A 14952-nucleotide genomic window follows, 5' to 3' on the forward strand; every position below is an offset into this window, starting at 1 on the left:
CATGGTCGTCGTTCTCGACACGCTCAACGCCAAGGCGGAGCGCCCGCGCCACCCCGAGAAGGCGAAGCGCCCGGAAACGCCGCTGCTGCGCAAGCCGGAATGGATCCGCGTTCGCGCGCCGGGCTCGCCCGTCTATCGCGAGACGCAGGACATCGTGAAGAAGAACGGCCTCGTCACGGTGTGCGAGGAGGCCGGCTGCCCGAATATCGGCGAGTGCTGGTCGAAGAAGCACGCGACCTTCATGATCATGGGCGACACGTGCACCCGCGCCTGCGCCTTCTGCAATGTGCGCACGGGCATGCCCGAGGCGCTGGATCGCGCCGAGCCGGAGAAGGTCGCCGAAGCCGTGGCGAAGCTCGGGCTCGAGCATGTGGTCATCACCTCGGTCGACCGTGACGACCTCGCCGATGGCGGCGCGCAGCATTTTGCCGACGTGATCCTCGCGATCCGCAAGGCCGCGCCCGGCACCACGATCGAGATTCTGACGCCGGATTTTCTGCGCAAGCCCGGCGCACTCGAAATCGTGGTCGCGGCCAAGCCTGACGTCTTCAACCACAATCTCGAAACCGTCCCGTCGAAGTATCTGACGGTCCGTCCGGGTGCGCGCTATTTCCACTCCATCCGCCTGCTGCAGCGGGTCAAGGAGCTGGATCCGACGATGTTCACCAAGTCCGGCATCATGGTCGGGCTCGGCGAGGAGCGGAACGAAGTTCTCCAGCTCATGGACGACCTCCGCGTCGGCGACGTCGATTTCCTGACGATCGGCCAGTATCTGCAGCCGAGCCGCAAGCATCACCCCGTCATCCGTTTCGTGACGCCGGACGAGTTTAAGTCCTTCGAGACGATCGCCTATGCGAAGGGCTTCCTGCTCGTCTCGTCGAGCCCGCTGACGCGCTCGTCGCACCATGCCGGCGAGGATTTCGCGCGGCTCAAGGCGGCGCGTGGTGCCGGGCGAGGCGTCTGAGGGCGAATGCCGCATTATTCGACCGAGCGGATGGTTCGCCATTCGGCAGAGGAGATGTTCGCGCTCGTCGCGGATGTCGAGAAATATCCCGAATTCGTCCCGCTCTGCGAGCGGCTCGTCGTGCGCAGCCGCCGCGTGGATGGATCGCGCGAAGTTCTGATCGCCGACATGACCGTCGCCTACAAGATCGTGCGCGAGACCTTCACGACGCGCGTCATTATCGACCCGCAGACCAATACGATCCGCGCGGACTATCTCGACGGCCCGTTCAAGCATCTCGAAAATGTCTGGACGTTCGTGCCCACGGAGCCGGGCCGCAGCGCCGTACGGTTCTGGATCGACTATGAATTCCGCTCGCGCGCGCTGTCGATGCTGATGGGCAGCGTGTTCGACAAGGCCTTCCGCAAATTCGCCGAAGCCTTCGAGAAGCGCGCCGACGCGATCTATCCGGTTGCGCCCGCTTTGGGCGGCTGAGCAGCCATCACCGACAGGCTGAATTCGCCACAATCCGGCTGCGCGGCGCGCGCCGTGCGTCCTACTCGCGCGAGCGCCGCGGGCGGCGGTGGTTTGTGTCGGTCAAACATACTATGATATCGCCGTGAGTGACGAGACAGGGCAGGGCGGAGCGCGCGGTATGCGGGGGCGGGCGGATACGACGCGGAAGCTGGCCGTCGCGGGTCGTGATCGGCCGGGCAGCCTTTCCGACCGCGTTGCCGCCGCGATCGGGCGCCGGATCGTGACGGGCCATTATGGTCCCGGCGACACGCTGCCGACCGAACCGAAGCTGCAGCATGAATTCGGCGTTTCGCGAACGGCTGTCCGCGAGGCCGTGCGGCTTCTCTCCGCCAAGGGGCTGACGGTTTCGCGGCCCAAGATCGGCACGCGGGTCCGTCCGCGCGCCGAATGGAACATGCTGGATTCCGACGTGCTCAGCTGGCAGCTCGACCAGCGGCCGAGCGACGAATTCATCCAGTCGCTGTTCGAGATGCGCGAGATCATCGAGCCCGCCGCCGCGGCCCGCGCCGCCGAGCGCGCGACGCCGGAGGAGATCGAGGCGCTACGCGTCGCGCTCGACGGCATCCAGGATCGCGAGCGCGGCAGTTCCGACCAGATCCGCGCCGACCTCGCCTTTCACATGACGGTGCTGGAGGCCTCGCACAATCCGATGCTGCGCTCCGTGGGCAGCCTGATCGAATCCGGCCTCGTCCTGTCCTTCTCGCTCGGCTGGCGCAACGTCATGGGCGACGACGCCATCGTGCACCATCGCGACGTCTATGAAGCGGTGCGCAGCCGCGACCCCGAGCAGGCCTATATCGCCATGCGGCGGCTGTTGCGCAACGCCAAGGGCAATGTGTTGGATTCGATCTGGATCGGCGACCACGGGGCGGCGGAGCCCGCGGACGAGGTTCGCTGACCGGCCCACATCAATCAATCAATCGCCGTGGCAGAGGCCCGGCAGAAGCAATGAGGAGGAAACGCATGCGTCTGATGCAGATCAGGAACGAGACCGGCCAGCGCGCCGTCGTGGCGACCCTGGGCGACCGTTCGGCGACGGTGCCGGGCTTCGCGACCGTCTATGAGCTCGCCCGCGCGGCGATCCGCGAGAAGCGCGGCATCGAGACCGTCGTCGCGGCTGCCGGCCATGGCGAGACGGTGGACCGCGCCGCCCTGCTGGCGTCGGACCGCGTGCTGGCGCCGATCGATCATCCCGATCCCGCGCATCTGCTGATCACCGGCACGGGCCTCACCCATCTCGGCTCGGCCTCGGCGCGCGACGCGATGCACAAGTCCGTTGCCGCCGAAGAGGCGACGCTGACGGATTCGATGAAGATGTTCCGTATGGGGCTCGAAGGTGGCAAGCCGGCGGCTGGCGCCGTCGGCGTGCAGCCCGAATGGTTCTACAAGGGCGATGGCGCGCTGCTCGTCGGCCCCGGCGCACCGCTGGTCGCGCCGTCCTTCGCGCAGGATGGCGGCGAGGAGCCCGAGATCGCCGGCATCTATGTCGTCGGCGACAATGGCCAGCCCTATCGTGTCGGCTTCTCGCTCGCCAATGAGTTCTCTGACCACGTGATGGAGCGGGTGAACTATCTCTATCTCGCCCATTCCAAGCTGCGCCCGTGCTCGGCCGGACCGGAACTGCTCGTCGGCGCGCTGCCGGACGATGTCCGCGGTCGCTCGCGCGTGCTGCGCGGCGGCAAGGCGATCTTCGACGAGCCCTTCCTCTCCGGCGAAGCGAACATGTCGCACACGATCGCCAATCTTGAGCACCACCACTTCAAATACGCCTTCTTCCGCCGGCCGGGACAGGTTCACGTCCACACCTTCGGCACGGCGACCCTCTCCATCGCGGCGGGAATCAAGACGGAGCCCGGCGACGTGTTCGAGATCGAGAGCGAGGCCTTCGGCCTGCCGCTCCGCAACGCGCTCGCCTATGCCGCCGAAGAGCCGGTCGCGGTCGCTCAATTGTAAACACGTTCTGCGCCGATGAGGCTCGATCCGGAATTGCGGGTTGGCCTCGCCGGACCATAGGGCTAGAACGGGGTCGGGTTCCGACCCCGTTTCTGTCCGGACCAGATCCGCCGTATGGCGGCATTCCTTCAAATCCTCGGACTGTCAGGGATTTCGCGATGAGCGCGCTCCATAAGAACTATATCGGCGGCGAATGGGTGGGGGGCGACGCCAAGCCCAACATCAACCCGTCGAACACCAATGAGGTCGTCGGCGAATTCGCCCAGGCGACCGCTGCCGACGCCAAGGCTGCGATCGACGCAGCTGCCGACGCCTTCAAGACCTGGTCGCTGTCGGGCATCCAGCAGCGCCACGACATCCTGAAGGGCACCGGCGATGAAATCCTCGCCCGCAAGGAGGAGATCGGCCGCCTCCTGTCGCGCGAGGAGGGCAAGACGCTCCCCGAGGGCATCGGCGAGACGATCCGCGCGGCGCAGATCTTCCACTTCTTCGCCGGCGAAACGCTGCGCCTGGCCGGTGAGATCCTGCCGAGCGTGCGCCCTGGGATCGACGTCTCGATCACCCGCGAGCCGATCGGCGTCGTCGGTCTGATCACGCCGTGGAACTTCCCGATCGCGATCCCCGCCTGGAAGATGGCGCCGGCCATCGCCTATGGCAACACGGTCGTGATCAAGCCGGCTGACCTTGTGCCGGCCTGCACCTGGACGATCGTCGACATCCTCGTGCGCAACGGCCTGCCGAAGGGCGTGGTCAATCTGGTCATGGGCCGTGGTTCGGTCGTCGGCCAGGCGATCCTCGAATCGCCGAAGGTCACCGCCGTGTCGTTCACCGGCTCGGTCGGCACCGGCAAGAAGGTTGCCGAGGCTTCGATCGCCCTCATGCGCAAGTTCCAGCTCGAGATGGGCGGCAAGAACCCGACCATCGTTCTGGACGACGCCGATCTCAAGGTTGCCGTCGAGTCGACTGCCAACAGCGCCTTCTTCTCGACCGGCCAGCGCTGCACGGCTTCTTCGCGCCTGATCGTGACCGAGAAGATCCACGACCAGTATGTCGAGGCGCTCACCAAGCGCATCCAGGATCTCGTCGTCGACGACGCTGTCAAGCAGGGCACCCATATCGGCCCGGTCGTCGACCAGAGCCAGCTGGACCAGGACGAGCGCTACATCCAGATCGCCAAGGACGAGGGCGGCACGCTCGCCGTCGGCGGCCAGCGGATCGAGCGCGAGAATCCCGGCTTCTTCCTGCAGCCGGCGCTGTTCACCGGCACGACGCCGGACATGCGCATCAACAAGGAAGAGGTCTTCGGCCCGGTCGCCAGCGTGATCAAGGTCAAGGACTACGAGGAAGCGCTCGCCGTTGCCAATGACACGCCGTTCGGCCTGTCGGCCGGCATCGTGACGACGTCACTGAAATACGCCTCGCACTTCAAGCGCAATGCCGAGGCCGGCATGGTGATGGTCAACCTGCCGACGGCAGGCGTCGACTACCACGTGCCGTTCGGCGGCCGGAAGGGCTCGTCCTACGGCCCGCGCGAGCAGGGCAAGTATGCGGCGGAGTTCTTCACGACCGTGAAGACGGCCTATACGCAGCCGTAAAGGTTTGCAATCAGAGACGTGTCATGGCCGGGGTTGTTCCCGGTCGTGACGCGCCTCGCGCTTAGCCTTTTTGGCTAGCAGCAGAACCGGCGAGGCAATCCATGGCTCGGCTGCATTGGATTGAAGCTCCGGCCGCCGGTCGATTGGCGATCATGGCCCGGCCGCGCGCCAACGACTGGTTGGAAGACGACATTGCCGATTGGCGACGGTCTGGCCTGCACGAGATTGTAAGTCTTCTCGATTCCTCCGAAGTCACTGAACTCGGTCTTCAGGATGAGGCCCAGCTCTGCAGGTCGGCGGGGCTCGAGTTCTTGTCCTTCCCTATTCCCGATCGCGGCCTGCCCGAGTCGCTGCGCGGCGCTACCGAGCTCAGCGAACGGATCGCCAACTCCATCTCGATGGGTCGCTCGGTGGCGATTCACTGTCGGGCCGGCATAGGTCGCTCATCGCTTGTCGCGGCGTGCGCCCTTATCTGCGTTGGCGCTGACGGCGACAAGGCATTGGCGCTCGTCAAAGCGGCGCGCGGTGTTCCCGTGCCTGACACAGATGAACAGCGCGAATGGGTGTTGACCTTTGCAAAGGCCCGTTGAGCAGCGCAGGTACCTTAAGCGCCGTTCTCAGTTCGCCACGCCGTCGAGCACCAGAATATCCTCGCGGCCGAAATTGACCGTGATCGGCTGGCCGCGCTCGGGCGGGGCGGCGTTGGGGCGGTTGAAGGTATCGAGCGAGACGGCGCTGTCCTTGAAGCGGACGCGGATGCGCACGACCGAGCCGAGGAAATGCACCTCGTCGATGGTGCCTTCCAGATTGTTGCTGGAGCCATTGGCACGGCCGATCGACAGCGCCTCGGGGCGGAGCGCCACGGCGAGCGCGTCGCCTGTGCCGGCGCCCTTGAGGCCGCGGCTCGTCACGATCTCCTGCCCGTCGACCAGGATGCGGCCTTCGGCGCTGTCCGACACCTTGCCGTTCAGGATATTCAGCGTGCCGATGAAGGACGCGACGAAGCGGGTCTTCGGATAATTGTAGATCTCGAACGGCGTGCCGAGCTGCTCGATATTGCCCTCGCTCATGACGCAGATGCGGTCCGACATGGACAGCGCCTCTTCCTGGTCATGCGTCACGAAGATCGTCGTAATGCCGAGCTGGCGCTGGACGGCGCGGATCTCGTCGCGCAGCGAGACGCGGATCTTGGCGTCGAGCGCGGAGAGCGGCTCGTCGAGCAGCAGAATCTGCGGCTTGATGGCGAGCGCGCGGGCGAGAGCGACGCGCTGCTGCTGGCCGCCGGAGAGCTGGTAGGGATAGCGATCGGCCACCTGCGGCAGCTTGATGAGATCGAGCATCTCCTTGACGCGGCTCGCGATCTCCGACGCGCTCTTGTGCGCGACCTTGAGGCCGAAGGCGATGTTGTCGGCCACCGTCATGTTCGGGAACAGGGCATAGGCCTGGAACACCATGCCGATATTGCGCTGGTGCGGCTTGAGGCCCGTCACGTCCTTGCCGTCGATGCGGATCGTGCCGCTCGTCGGAGTCTCGAAGCCGGCGATCATCCGGAGGATCGTCGTCTTGCCGCAGCCGCTCGGCCCCAGCAGCGTGACGAACTCGCCGCGCTCGACGGCGAGGTCCACGCCCTTGACGGTCGTCAGCGTGCCGAAGGTCTTGGTAATGCGCTCGATCGAGAGGAAAGCCATGGTCGTCCTTGGGTCTTCCTTGAGGCGTCAGCGCTTCTGGCCGGGCGCGAAACTGGCGACGATCTGAATGAGGCCCATGCAGGCCCAGGTGATGGCGAAGGCTATCACGGCGAGCGCAGCCGGCTCATAGGCGCGATTGGCGCCGATCAGCTGCATATACGGCCCGAAGGCCGGCCGGTTGAGCAGGCTCGCCATGGTGAACTCGCCGATGACGATCGCGAAGGTCAGGAAGGCGCCGGAGAGGACGCCGACGCGAATGTTGGGCAGGATGACCTGAATGAGGATTCGCGGCCAGGAACTGCCAAGGCTCTGCGCCGCTTCCGTCAGCGTGCGGATGTCGATCGTCCGGAGCGCCGTGTCGACCGAGCGATACATATAAGGCAACGACAGCGTCACATAGGCGAAGATGAGCAGGAGGTCGGTGCTGCGCGCGCTGCCCGTCATCGGCAGCCAGGACGAGGAATTATACATCCTCAAATAGCCGAACACGATGACGATGGCGGGCACGACCAGCGGCAGCAGCGTCATGAACTCGACGACGGGCCGAAGGCGCGGCAGCTTCAATTGGACCAGATAGGCGGTCGGCACGACCAGCGCGATGCCGACGATGATCGTGAGTACCGCGATGATCGCCGAATAGGAGAAGCTCGCCTGGAAGTTCGGATCGGCGAGGACGACCTGATACGCCTTGAAGGAATAGATGCCGCGCTGCATGCGCAGCGAGAATTCGAAGGTCGCGATCAGCGGTACCAGGAAATAGACGGCACCGAAGATGAAGCCGAACCAGGGAAAGAAGCGGGTCGATTTCATCGGATCCACCGGGCGCTGCGGGAGGCGAGCCAGATATAGGCGCCGTTGGAGACGCCGGTGATGACGATCATGCCGAGCGCCAGCGCATAGCCGAGATTGGGATCGTGCAGCGCGTCGCCGCGGATCTGCGCATAGAGCAGGATCGTGACGAGGTTGAACGACGATCCGGTCAGCGCATAGGCCGTGGCGATGGCGCCGAAGGCATTGGCGAACAGCAGCAGGAAGGCGCCGAGGAGGCTCGGCCACAGGATCGGCAGGGCGATCATGCGCCAGTACTGAAAGCCCGTCGCGCCGAGGATCGACGCCGCTTCGCGCCATTCACGCTTCAGCCCGTCGAGGGCCGGCGAGACCACCAGCACCATCAGCGGGATCTGGAAATAGAGATAGGTCAGCGTCAGCCCGAGAAAGGAGAGAAGGTTGAAGCCGCCGCGATAGATGTTGATGTCGAACAGCGTGACGAGCAGCGCGGTCACGAGGCCGGTCCGGCCCAGCGTCGCCATGAACGCGAAGGCGAGTGGTACGCCGGCGAACTGCGAGGCGACGCCCGAAAATGTCATCAGCGTCGGGCGGACCCAGCGTGGCAGGCCGCCGAGGATCGTCGCCAGCGCCAGGAAGAAGCCGATCAGCACGCCGCCGAATGCCGATGCCGCGCTGATCTGCAGGCTGAGCGTATAGGAGCGGATGATCGCGGGCTGGCCGAGATTGAGGACGTTCTGGAAGGTGAAGTTGCCGCTCGCGTCCTGGAAGGCGCCGACGATGAGATAGGCCGCCGGCAGCAGCAGGAACATTAGCGAGAAGATGATGAACGGCAGGATGCCCAGCCAGGACCAGCTCATCCGTTTCTCGCGCGCGGCGCTTGCCGGCAGGGCGGTTGTGCTCATGAACGTCCTTGGCGAGGCTGTCCGGTTGGGGCTCCGGTGACTAACGCGCCGGAAGGGAAGGGGGCGCCGGCCGGAAAGGCCGACGCCCGATCGCGATTGCGCCTAACCGGCGACGTCTACTTGGCGACGTCGGCGCCGACGACTTCGCTCCACTTCTTGGCGATCACTTCCTTGGCCGCGGCCTGCTGGTCGAGCGTCGGGAAGATCGCCGGAGCATAGGCCTCGGCGGCCGGCAGCTTGGCGAGCAGGTCGGCCGGGATCTTGCCTTCCTTGGCGAGCGCATTGAAGCGGATCGGGTGGCAATAGCCCTTCAGCCAGCCGAGCTGGCCTTCGTCCGAATAGAGATATTCCATCCAGAGCTTGGCGGCGTTCGGATGCGGCGCGAAAGCGCTGATCGCCTGGACATAGACGCCGGCGACGACGCCCGTCTTCGGGATGACGACGTCAGCCGGCGGGTTGCCGGCGAGAACGTCACGCCACGACAGGGCGTTGTAGTCCCAGGCGATGATGATCGGCGTCGAGCCCTGCGCCAGCGAGGCGGACTTGCCGGTGACGGGCACGAAATTGCCCTTCTTGTTCAGCTCGGCGAAGAACTTGAGGCCCTCTTCACCCGCCTTGGCGATATCGCCCTTGGAGGCCGAGAGGCCGGCGGCGAACACGCCCTGGATCGCCTGGTTGGCCGTCTGCGGCGCGCCGGCGAGGGCGACCGAATTGGCATATTCCGGCGACAGCAGGTCGGACCAGTCGGTCGGGACGGTCTTGACGAGGTCCTTGTTCACCAGGAACGACATCACGCCGTAATAGTCGCCGTACCAATAGCCTTCGGCGTCCTTGGCGCTGTCCGGGATCGAGTCCCAGGTCGCGACCTTGTAGGGCTGGATCAGGCCTTCGGCCTTGGCGGCCGGGCCGAAGGAGAGGCCGACATCGATGACGTCGGGCGCCTGCGGGCCGGTATTGCCCTTGTTGGCCTTGATCGCCTCGATCTCGTCGGCCGAGCCGGCGTCGGGATTGAGCTCGTTGACTTCGATGCCGTACTTCGCCTTGAAGCCGGCGATGACGTCGCCATAGCCGCACCAGTCATGCGGCAGGGCGATGGTGGTCAGCGTGCCCTCTTTCTTGGCCGCCGCGATGAGATCGTCCATGCTGTCGGCGAGGACCATGCTGGTCGACGCGCAGATGGCAAGTGCCGATACCGACAAACGCACCCAGTTCTTCGTCATTCTTCTGTCTCCCATCGGCGATTTCCGCCCGACGCTTCCCGGCCGCAACATCCGGCCCCCCGGCGATGATAAGCCGTCTAGCCGACACTATCATCGCTCTTTGAAGTTTGGATGTCATGCGGAAGCGTTGCTGCGCCTCGTGCCTGTGGATGGAGACCTCTCGACAAGGTTGACGGCATGATCCGGCTGGGCTAGTAGAACGCCCGCCGAACCGAAGCGCCTCTGCCCGTCGCCAGCGACTCGCCAGAACGCCCGCTTCGCGGTTTGGGGAATAGTTTAATGGTAGAACAGCGGACTCTGACTCCGCTAGTCTTGGTTCGAATCCAGGTTCCCCAGCCAACTTATTTGGCAATCATTTCAAAGAGTTGCCTATTTCTCAGCGCTGCGGTCGCCGTCGTCGGTCCAGAGGCCGTCTTCTGATCGGCGGACCGCTGGCACGCGGCACGTTCGGCGAACTCATGGGGCTTCCCGAGGTCGCCGCCTATGCGCGGTTCATCGCCGAACATGCCGCTACGCGCCTCGCTGGGCGGGCGTAGACGGCAAGCAATGCAGCAGAAGTCGCCGCGGCGCTATCGGCGTGCGGCGCGGATGAGCGTGGCGGCGGCCAGCAGGATGGCGGACGCGGCGATCCCGGCCGTCACGACGCCGGCTGGCGTCCAGCGGGCGCTGCCCTGCGCCGTGATGTGCTTGCCCACGCGCACGTCCCAGATCGCCTTCATTTCTTCCGGGTGATAGGGCGTCGCGCTCTGCTGGTCATCAGGCTGGTTCGACATGTCGGCATCGTCCTCCGCGTTTCCGCCTCACCGGGGAATCCCGTGACGATCAGGCCTAGCGTCGCGTCCTGCAAGCTCCTAGCGCGTCAGTCGCCGTCCACCACCGCCTCGGCCTCGATCTCCACCTCATAGGGGCCGACCAGCTCGCTGATCTCGAGCAGCGTGTTGGCCGGGCGGATCGCGCCGAAATACCGGCCATGGACGCGCGAGGCCGGCTCCCACTGGTTCGCGTCCTTGAGATAGACGCGCGTGCGGATGACGTCTTCTAGGCTGCCACCGAGCGCGGCGATGCTCGCGGTGATCTTGTCGAGGATGTAGGTCGTCTGGCCCGCGACATCGCCGGGGCAGACGGTCGAGCCATCGGTGTGGGTCGCTGTCGTGCCGCTGACGAGGATGCGATTGCCGGTGCGCATAGCGCGGGAATAGCCGGCGATCGGCTCCCAGATGCTGCCGGAATCGACGCGGAGACGCCCCGGCCGGCCGGGAACCGGTTGCGCCGTATAGATTTGCGGCAGCGCGGCGAGGTGGTGGCTGAGATCACCTGAGGCGGTGAGGAAGGGGGGCTTGCGATATTCATCGCCGCAATCGCCGGGGACGGCGCGCGACTGCGCGAAGGCCGCGTCGAGCGCCGCGCGGTCGGCCTCGTCGAAGGCGAAGCCGAACGCCTTCAGATTGTCGGCGCGATGCTCGCGCTCGCCGAGCCGGGCTCCAATGATGACGGCGGCCACCGCCGGATGATCGAGGACCCAGCGCGTCGCGACATTGGAAACGGAAACGCCGTGCTTGCGCGCGATCCCGGCGGCCGCGCCGAGGATCGCCTGCAGCGCGTCCCAGCCGCCGATCGTGTCGATGAAGCGGCGATATTTCATCTTGCTCCAGTCGCCCACCGCCGGCGGCTCCGCGGCGCCGAGCCAGCGCTCGGAGAGCCAGCCGCCGCCCATCGTGCCATAGGCGAGCAGGCGGATGCCGCTCTCCAGGCAGAAGGCGCTGAGCGCGCCAGCGGCGCGCCGGTCGAGCAGCGAGAACGAGACCTGGTTGGTCGCGATTGTGACGCCGTTCTTCGCGACGAGCCGCAGATGATCGGTGTTGAAATTGGTCAGCCCGAGATGGCGGATAACGCCTTCGCGGCGGAGTTCCTCGAGCTCCGCCAGCGCGTCCAGATAGGCCGGATGCTCGAAGCTCCACCAGTGGAACTGCATCAGGTCGACGCTGTCGACGCCGAGCCGGTCGAGGCTCTTCTGTACCCCGGCGCGGACCACGTCGCGCGTCATCGGCCCCGGCTCAGGACACCATTTGGTCGAGACGAACGGCGTCAGCCCTTCGGCCGCCGCCTTCTTCAGGAAGCGGCCGGTGATCAGCTCGGCGCTGCCATAATGGTCGGCCATGTCGAAGGCGTCGAAGCCGGCCTTCGCATAGGCGAGCATCGCCGCCGCCGCCGCATCCTGATCGACCGTCTTCCCGTCACGCTCCATGTCGGCGATCTGCCAGAGCCCCGTCGCGATGCGGGGCAGTTCGAAGCCGGCGGGAACGGCGATGCGGGGCGGGGCTGGGACGATGGTCAAGGCGGGTTCTTTCAGTTCATCGGTGCGCCGTGATGTCGTTGGGCGCAGCGCACTTCTCCCTCTCCCGCTTGCGGGGGAGGGCCGGGGAGGGGGCTCACGTGCGACACCCGGCGAAAGAGAAGAAGAACCCCCTCTCCAACTCTCCCCCGCTTCGCGGGAGAGAGAGCTCGCCGGGCCGCTTCCGCGATGTTGTTCTACTTCGCGATCGACGCCTTGACCTTGTCGATATCGGCCGTCGACATCTGGCCGACGGTCGTCACCTCGCCGTTCTGGATGCGCCAGAGGCGGAAGGGGCCGGTGATGTCGCCGACATCGTCGAAGGTGACCGGGCCGATGACGCCTTCATACTTGATCGGCTTGCCGTCCTTGATCAGCTGGAGCGCCTTGGCGAACTCGTCCTTGCCGGCATGGATCACCGTGCCGTTCGGATCGAGCACCTTGCGGATCGAGGCGAGGATGGCGGCGCTGTCGCCCTTGCCGGCTTCGGCGATGGCGAGACCGACGATGGCGCCGGCATCATATGAGCGGTCGGCGGCGGGGCTGGCCGGATCGAGGCCGGAGAAGGCCTTGTATTCCTTGTTGAAATACTCGGTCGATGCCGTCGCGTCGGTGCCCGATGAGGTGCCGAAGGCGTCGTTCAGATATTCCGGGCCGACATTCTTGATGAACTCGGCGCTGTTCATGCCGTCATTCAGCAGGAACTTCTGCGGGCCGCCCTGCGAGATCCAGGTGCGGGCGATCGTGGCGCCATCCACCGGCGTCGAGACGAGATAGAGCGCCTCGGGCGAGGAGGCGAGGGCGGCCGTGACTTCCGACTGGTAGGACGACTGCTTCTCGTTATAGGGCGTGACCGAGGTGATCTCTCCGCCGAGCGCCTTGTAGGCCGACGAGAACTCGTTGACCATGTTGACGCCGAAGTCGTTGTTCACATTGATGATCGCGACCTTCTTGATGCCCTGGTCGATCGCGAACTTCGCCGCGGCGATGCCCTGCAGCGCATCCGACGTGATGGTGCGGAAGAAGACGCCATTGGTCTTGCCGTCGCGGCCGAGCTTGGTCAGCGTCGGCGAGGAGGAGGCGGGCGAGACCTGCGGGATCTTGGCCGGCGCGGTCACCGAGGTCAGGATCGGGATCGAGACGGAGGAGATGATGCCGCCGATGATCACCGGCACCTTCTTCACCTGAACAAGCTGCGTGGCGACGTCGACCGCCACCGTGCCCTGGCTCTGCGAATCGCGCGTATCGGTGACGATCTTGCAGCCCGCGACGCCGCCGGCGTCGTTCAGGTCGCGGAACGCCATCTCGACCGACTTCGCGCCCGCCTGGCCATATTCGCCGGCGGGGCCGGTCAGCTCCATGACGAGACCGACGGTGATGTCGCAATCAGCGGCACGGGCCGCCCCGGCGGCAGTCAGGGCGATGGCGCTGCCGAGAAGTGCGGCGCGCAGCATGCGGATCGATGTCATTGGAAACTCCCTGCCCCTCATGTCGCGGGCTTTGACCCCGGTTGTTCTGTCTCGGGCGCCTGCAGCCAGGTTTCCTGCAGATGCCGCCACACCACGCCGCGCGGGGCGCTGTCCTCCTTAAGGAAGAACGCCATGGATTGCCGCCGCGTGATGCGGCCGTCACGATACTGTCGCTCGACATAGATGAGCAAGACGGCGTCCTCGCCGACATGGATCGGCTCGATATCCTCGACCGCGATCTCGAAGCGGGTGGTCATCGAGCCGCGCGCCGCGCCGATCCATGCGACGATCGCCGCGTTACCCAGCATCGCGCCGCCCGGCGTCGTCAGGCGGAAGGCGGGATGGGTGGTGCGCAGCCAGAGCGCGAATTCCGCCTCATCGGCCGTGCCGAGGAACCAGCGAACGAAGAAATCGTGCGACGCCTCGATCTCGCGGATCGCCGCCGCGACGAGGGGATGGGTGCTGCCGGCTCCGGTCATGACACGGCGTTCAGATTGTATTTCATGATCGAGCCGTGGCGGCCGGTGCGGTCGCGCTCCAGCGTGTAGACATCGCCCTCCGGTCCCTGCCGCTTCGCGATCACCGCGTCGATCGCGGCGCGGTCCTCATCCGTCAGGCGCAGCGCGCCGATGGCGAGGTTGCGGACGAGGTGGCTGCGGTTGCGGGCGCCCACGATAACGGCGGCGACGCCCGTCCGGTCGAGCACATGGCGGCTCGCGACCGTCGCGATATCGACGCCGTGGCGCGCGGCGACGGCGGCGAGCGCGGCGAGCAATTCTTGGAACAGGGCCCAGCCGCCGAAATCGTCGATGATCAGCTTGTATTTGGTCAGCGAGCGGTTCTCGAGCTCGCCCTTGGGTTCGGGGACGCCCAGCCACCGCTCGCCGAGAAAGCCGCCCGCGACCGAGCCGTAGCAGAGGAGGTCGATGCCGTTCGCCTGGCAGAGCTCCACGAGGCCGTTCTCCGGCCGATGGTCGAGCACGGAATATTGCACCTGCAGGGTGCGCAGCGGGACCCCGGCCGCGAGGAATTCCTTGACGCGCGGCACATCGAAATTCGTGCCGGAGACGTAGCGGATCTTGCCTTCGCGGCGGAGTTCGTCGAGCCAGACGGCGACGTCGACATAGGCCGGCGCGTCATAATCCCACCAGTGGAACTGGACGAGATCGAGCCGCTCCATGCCGAGGCGCTGCAGCGATTGGTCGATGATCGCGGCGACGTCGCGCTTGGTGATGCGGTTCAATATGGCGAGGTCGGGCACGCATTTGGTGTGGACATGGATGCGCTCGAGCGCCGCCTTGCCATGCGTGCGGCCGAACTCGGCCCGGAAGGCGCCGATCATTGCCTCGACGCCGGTATAGATATCGGCGCAATCGAAGGTGACGATGCCGGCCTCTGCGAAGGCCGCCATGTCGGCAATCGCGCTGTCGCGGTCGATCGCGCCATGGCCGCCGGCAAGCTGCCAGCCGCCGCGGATCACGCGCGAGATCGTATAGTCGGGCGCTAGGTCGAAGGTTTCCATCG

At 65.8% G+C, this 14952-nt stretch carries 15 protein-coding genes and 1 tRNA gene; 7 read left to right on the forward strand and 9 right to left on the reverse strand.

Annotation, left to right across the window (positions count from 1 at the left end):
• The first annotated feature begins 1 nt into the window (after position 1).
• The 6 genes from lipA to GGR25_RS02635 all read left to right on the forward strand — a co-directional run bounded on the left by lipA (position 2) and on the right by GGR25_RS02635 (position 5618).
• Complete coding sequence (lipA, locus tag GGR25_RS02610; protein WP_183397156.1) at positions 2 to 964, forward strand: lipoyl synthase; 963 nt, start codon at positions 2 to 4, stop codon at positions 962 to 964.
• 6 nt (positions 965 to 970) lie between these two features.
• Positions 971 to 1438, forward strand: a complete 468-nt coding sequence (locus GGR25_RS02615) for a type II toxin-antitoxin system RatA family toxin (protein ID WP_183397157.1) — start codon at positions 971 to 973, stop codon at positions 1436 to 1438.
• A 124-nt stretch (positions 1439 to 1562) separates the two neighbouring features.
• The gene (locus tag GGR25_RS24895) at positions 1563 to 2378 is read left to right on the forward strand and encodes an FCD domain-containing protein (protein WP_183397158.1); all 816 of its coding nucleotides are present in this window, start codon (positions 1563 to 1565) and stop codon (positions 2376 to 2378) included.
• Positions 2379 to 2443: 65 nt separating this feature from the next.
• On the forward strand, positions 2444 to 3433 hold the full coding sequence (gene araD1 / locus GGR25_RS02625) for an AraD1 family protein (RefSeq protein WP_183397159.1): 990 nt from the start codon (positions 2444 to 2446) through the stop codon (positions 3431 to 3433).
• A 158-nt stretch (positions 3434 to 3591) separates the two neighbouring features.
• On the forward strand, positions 3592 to 5028 hold the full coding sequence (locus GGR25_RS02630; RefSeq protein ID WP_183397160.1) for an aldehyde dehydrogenase family protein: 1437 nt from the start codon (positions 3592 to 3594) through the stop codon (positions 5026 to 5028).
• 101 nt (positions 5029 to 5129) lie between these two features.
• A complete protein-coding gene (locus GGR25_RS02635) occupies positions 5130 to 5618 on the forward strand; it encodes a phosphatase domain-containing putative toxin (protein ID WP_183397161.1) in 489 nt (162 codons plus the stop codon).
• A 27-nt stretch (positions 5619 to 5645) separates the two neighbouring features.
• Here GGR25_RS02635 and GGR25_RS02640 read toward each other — a convergent pair whose 3' ends face one another.
• The 4 genes from GGR25_RS02640 to GGR25_RS02655 all read right to left on the reverse strand — a co-directional run bounded on the left by GGR25_RS02640 (position 5646) and on the right by GGR25_RS02655 (position 9567).
• Positions 5646 to 6716, reverse strand: coding sequence for an ABC transporter ATP-binding protein (locus GGR25_RS02640; RefSeq protein ID WP_183397162.1), 1071 nt, complete (start codon positions 6714 to 6716; stop codon positions 5646 to 5648).
• A gap of 27 nt (positions 6717 to 6743) precedes the next feature.
• A complete protein-coding gene (locus GGR25_RS02645) occupies positions 6744 to 7526 on the reverse strand; it encodes an ABC transporter permease (RefSeq protein WP_183397163.1) in 783 nt (260 codons plus the stop codon).
• Positions 7523 to 8407, reverse strand: coding sequence for an ABC transporter permease (locus GGR25_RS02650; RefSeq protein WP_183397164.1), 885 nt, complete (start codon positions 8405 to 8407; stop codon positions 7523 to 7525). The genes GGR25_RS02645 and GGR25_RS02650 overlap by 4 nt, the downstream gene beginning before the upstream one ends.
• A gap of 116 nt (positions 8408 to 8523) precedes the next feature.
• A complete protein-coding gene (locus tag GGR25_RS02655; protein WP_380147061.1) occupies positions 8524 to 9567 on the reverse strand; it encodes an ABC transporter substrate-binding protein in 1044 nt (347 codons plus the stop codon).
• Between the two features lie 325 nt (positions 9568 to 9892).
• On the opposite strand from GGR25_RS02655, the gene GGR25_RS02660 reads away from it, so the two are divergent.
• Positions 9893 to 9966: transfer RNA gene (locus tag GGR25_RS02660), tRNA-Gln, on the forward strand.
• A gap of 230 nt (positions 9967 to 10196) precedes the next feature.
• Here GGR25_RS02660 and GGR25_RS02665 read toward each other — a convergent pair.
• From GGR25_RS02665 to GGR25_RS02685, 5 genes are all read right to left on the reverse strand, one after another.
• Positions 10197 to 10400 (reverse strand): hypothetical protein, encoded by a 204-nt coding sequence (locus GGR25_RS02665; protein WP_183397684.1) that lies wholly within the window; start codon positions 10398 to 10400, stop codon positions 10197 to 10199.
• Between the two features lie 86 nt (positions 10401 to 10486).
• Positions 10487 to 11962 (reverse strand): aldo/keto reductase, encoded by a 1476-nt coding sequence (locus tag GGR25_RS02670; protein ID WP_246409160.1) that lies wholly within the window; start codon positions 11960 to 11962, stop codon positions 10487 to 10489.
• 194 nt (positions 11963 to 12156) lie between these two features.
• A complete protein-coding gene (locus GGR25_RS02675) occupies positions 12157 to 13413 on the reverse strand; it encodes an ABC transporter substrate-binding protein (RefSeq protein WP_183397636.1) in 1257 nt (418 codons plus the stop codon).
• A gap of 32 nt (positions 13414 to 13445) precedes the next feature.
• Positions 13446 to 13907: a hypothetical protein gene (locus tag GGR25_RS02680; RefSeq protein WP_183397166.1), complete on the reverse strand. Its 462-nt coding sequence runs from the start codon at positions 13905 to 13907 to the stop codon at positions 13446 to 13448.
• Positions 13904 to 14950: an aldo/keto reductase gene (locus GGR25_RS02685; RefSeq protein ID WP_183397167.1), complete on the reverse strand. Its 1047-nt coding sequence runs from the start codon at positions 14948 to 14950 to the stop codon at positions 13904 to 13906. Before GGR25_RS02685 ends, GGR25_RS02680 begins: the two co-directional genes overlap by 4 nt.
• Positions 14951 to 14952: the final 2 nt, after the last annotated feature.

It is taken from the genome of Kaistia hirudinis (assembly GCF_014196455.1).
Classification (GTDB): domain Bacteria; phylum Pseudomonadota; class Alphaproteobacteria; order Rhizobiales; family Kaistiaceae; genus Kaistia; species Kaistia hirudinis.

What these genes read in the sequence shown, in the direction of transcription:
- lipA (WP_183397156.1), top strand. Translation starts at nt 2, where the DNA reads ATGGTCGTCGTTCTCGACACGCTCAACGCCAAGGCGGAGCGCCCGCGC.
- GGR25_RS02615 (WP_183397157.1), top strand. Translation starts at nt 971, where the DNA reads ATGCCGCATTATTCGACCGAGCGGATGGTTCGCCATTCGGCAGAGGAG.
- araD1 (WP_183397159.1), top strand. Translation starts at nt 2,444, where the DNA reads ATGCGTCTGATGCAGATCAGGAACGAGACCGGCCAGCGCGCCGTCGTG.
- GGR25_RS02630 (WP_183397160.1), top strand. Translation starts at nt 3,592, where the DNA reads ATGAGCGCGCTCCATAAGAACTATATCGGCGGCGAATGGGTGGGGGGC.
- GGR25_RS02635 (WP_183397161.1), top strand. Translation starts at nt 5,130, where the DNA reads ATGGCTCGGCTGCATTGGATTGAAGCTCCGGCCGCCGGTCGATTGGCG.
- GGR25_RS02640 (WP_183397162.1), bottom strand. Translation starts at nt 6,716, where the DNA reads ATGGCTTTCCTCTCGATCGAGCGCATTACCAAGACCTTCGGCACGCTG.
- GGR25_RS02645 (WP_183397163.1), bottom strand. Translation starts at nt 7,526, where the DNA reads ATGAAATCGACCCGCTTCTTTCCCTGGTTCGGCTTCATCTTCGGTGCC.
- GGR25_RS02650 (WP_183397164.1), bottom strand. Translation starts at nt 8,407, where the DNA reads ATGAGCACAACCGCCCTGCCGGCAAGCGCCGCGCGCGAGAAACGGATG.
- GGR25_RS02655 (WP_380147061.1), bottom strand. Translation starts at nt 9,567, where the DNA reads ATGGTCCTCGCCGACAGCATGGACGATCTCATCGCGGCGGCCAAGAAA.
- GGR25_RS02665 (WP_183397684.1), bottom strand. Translation starts at nt 10,400, where the DNA reads ATGTCGAACCAGCCTGATGACCAGCAGAGCGCGACGCCCTATCACCCG.
- GGR25_RS02675 (WP_183397636.1), bottom strand. Translation starts at nt 13,413, where the DNA reads ATGCTGCGCGCCGCACTTCTCGGCAGCGCCATCGCCCTGACTGCCGCC.
- GGR25_RS02680 (WP_183397166.1), bottom strand. Translation starts at nt 13,907, where the DNA reads ATGACCGGAGCCGGCAGCACCCATCCCCTCGTCGCGGCGGCGATCCGC.
- GGR25_RS02685 (WP_183397167.1), bottom strand. Translation starts at nt 14,950, where the DNA reads ATGGAAACCTTCGACCTAGCGCCCGACTATACGATCTCGCGCGTGATC.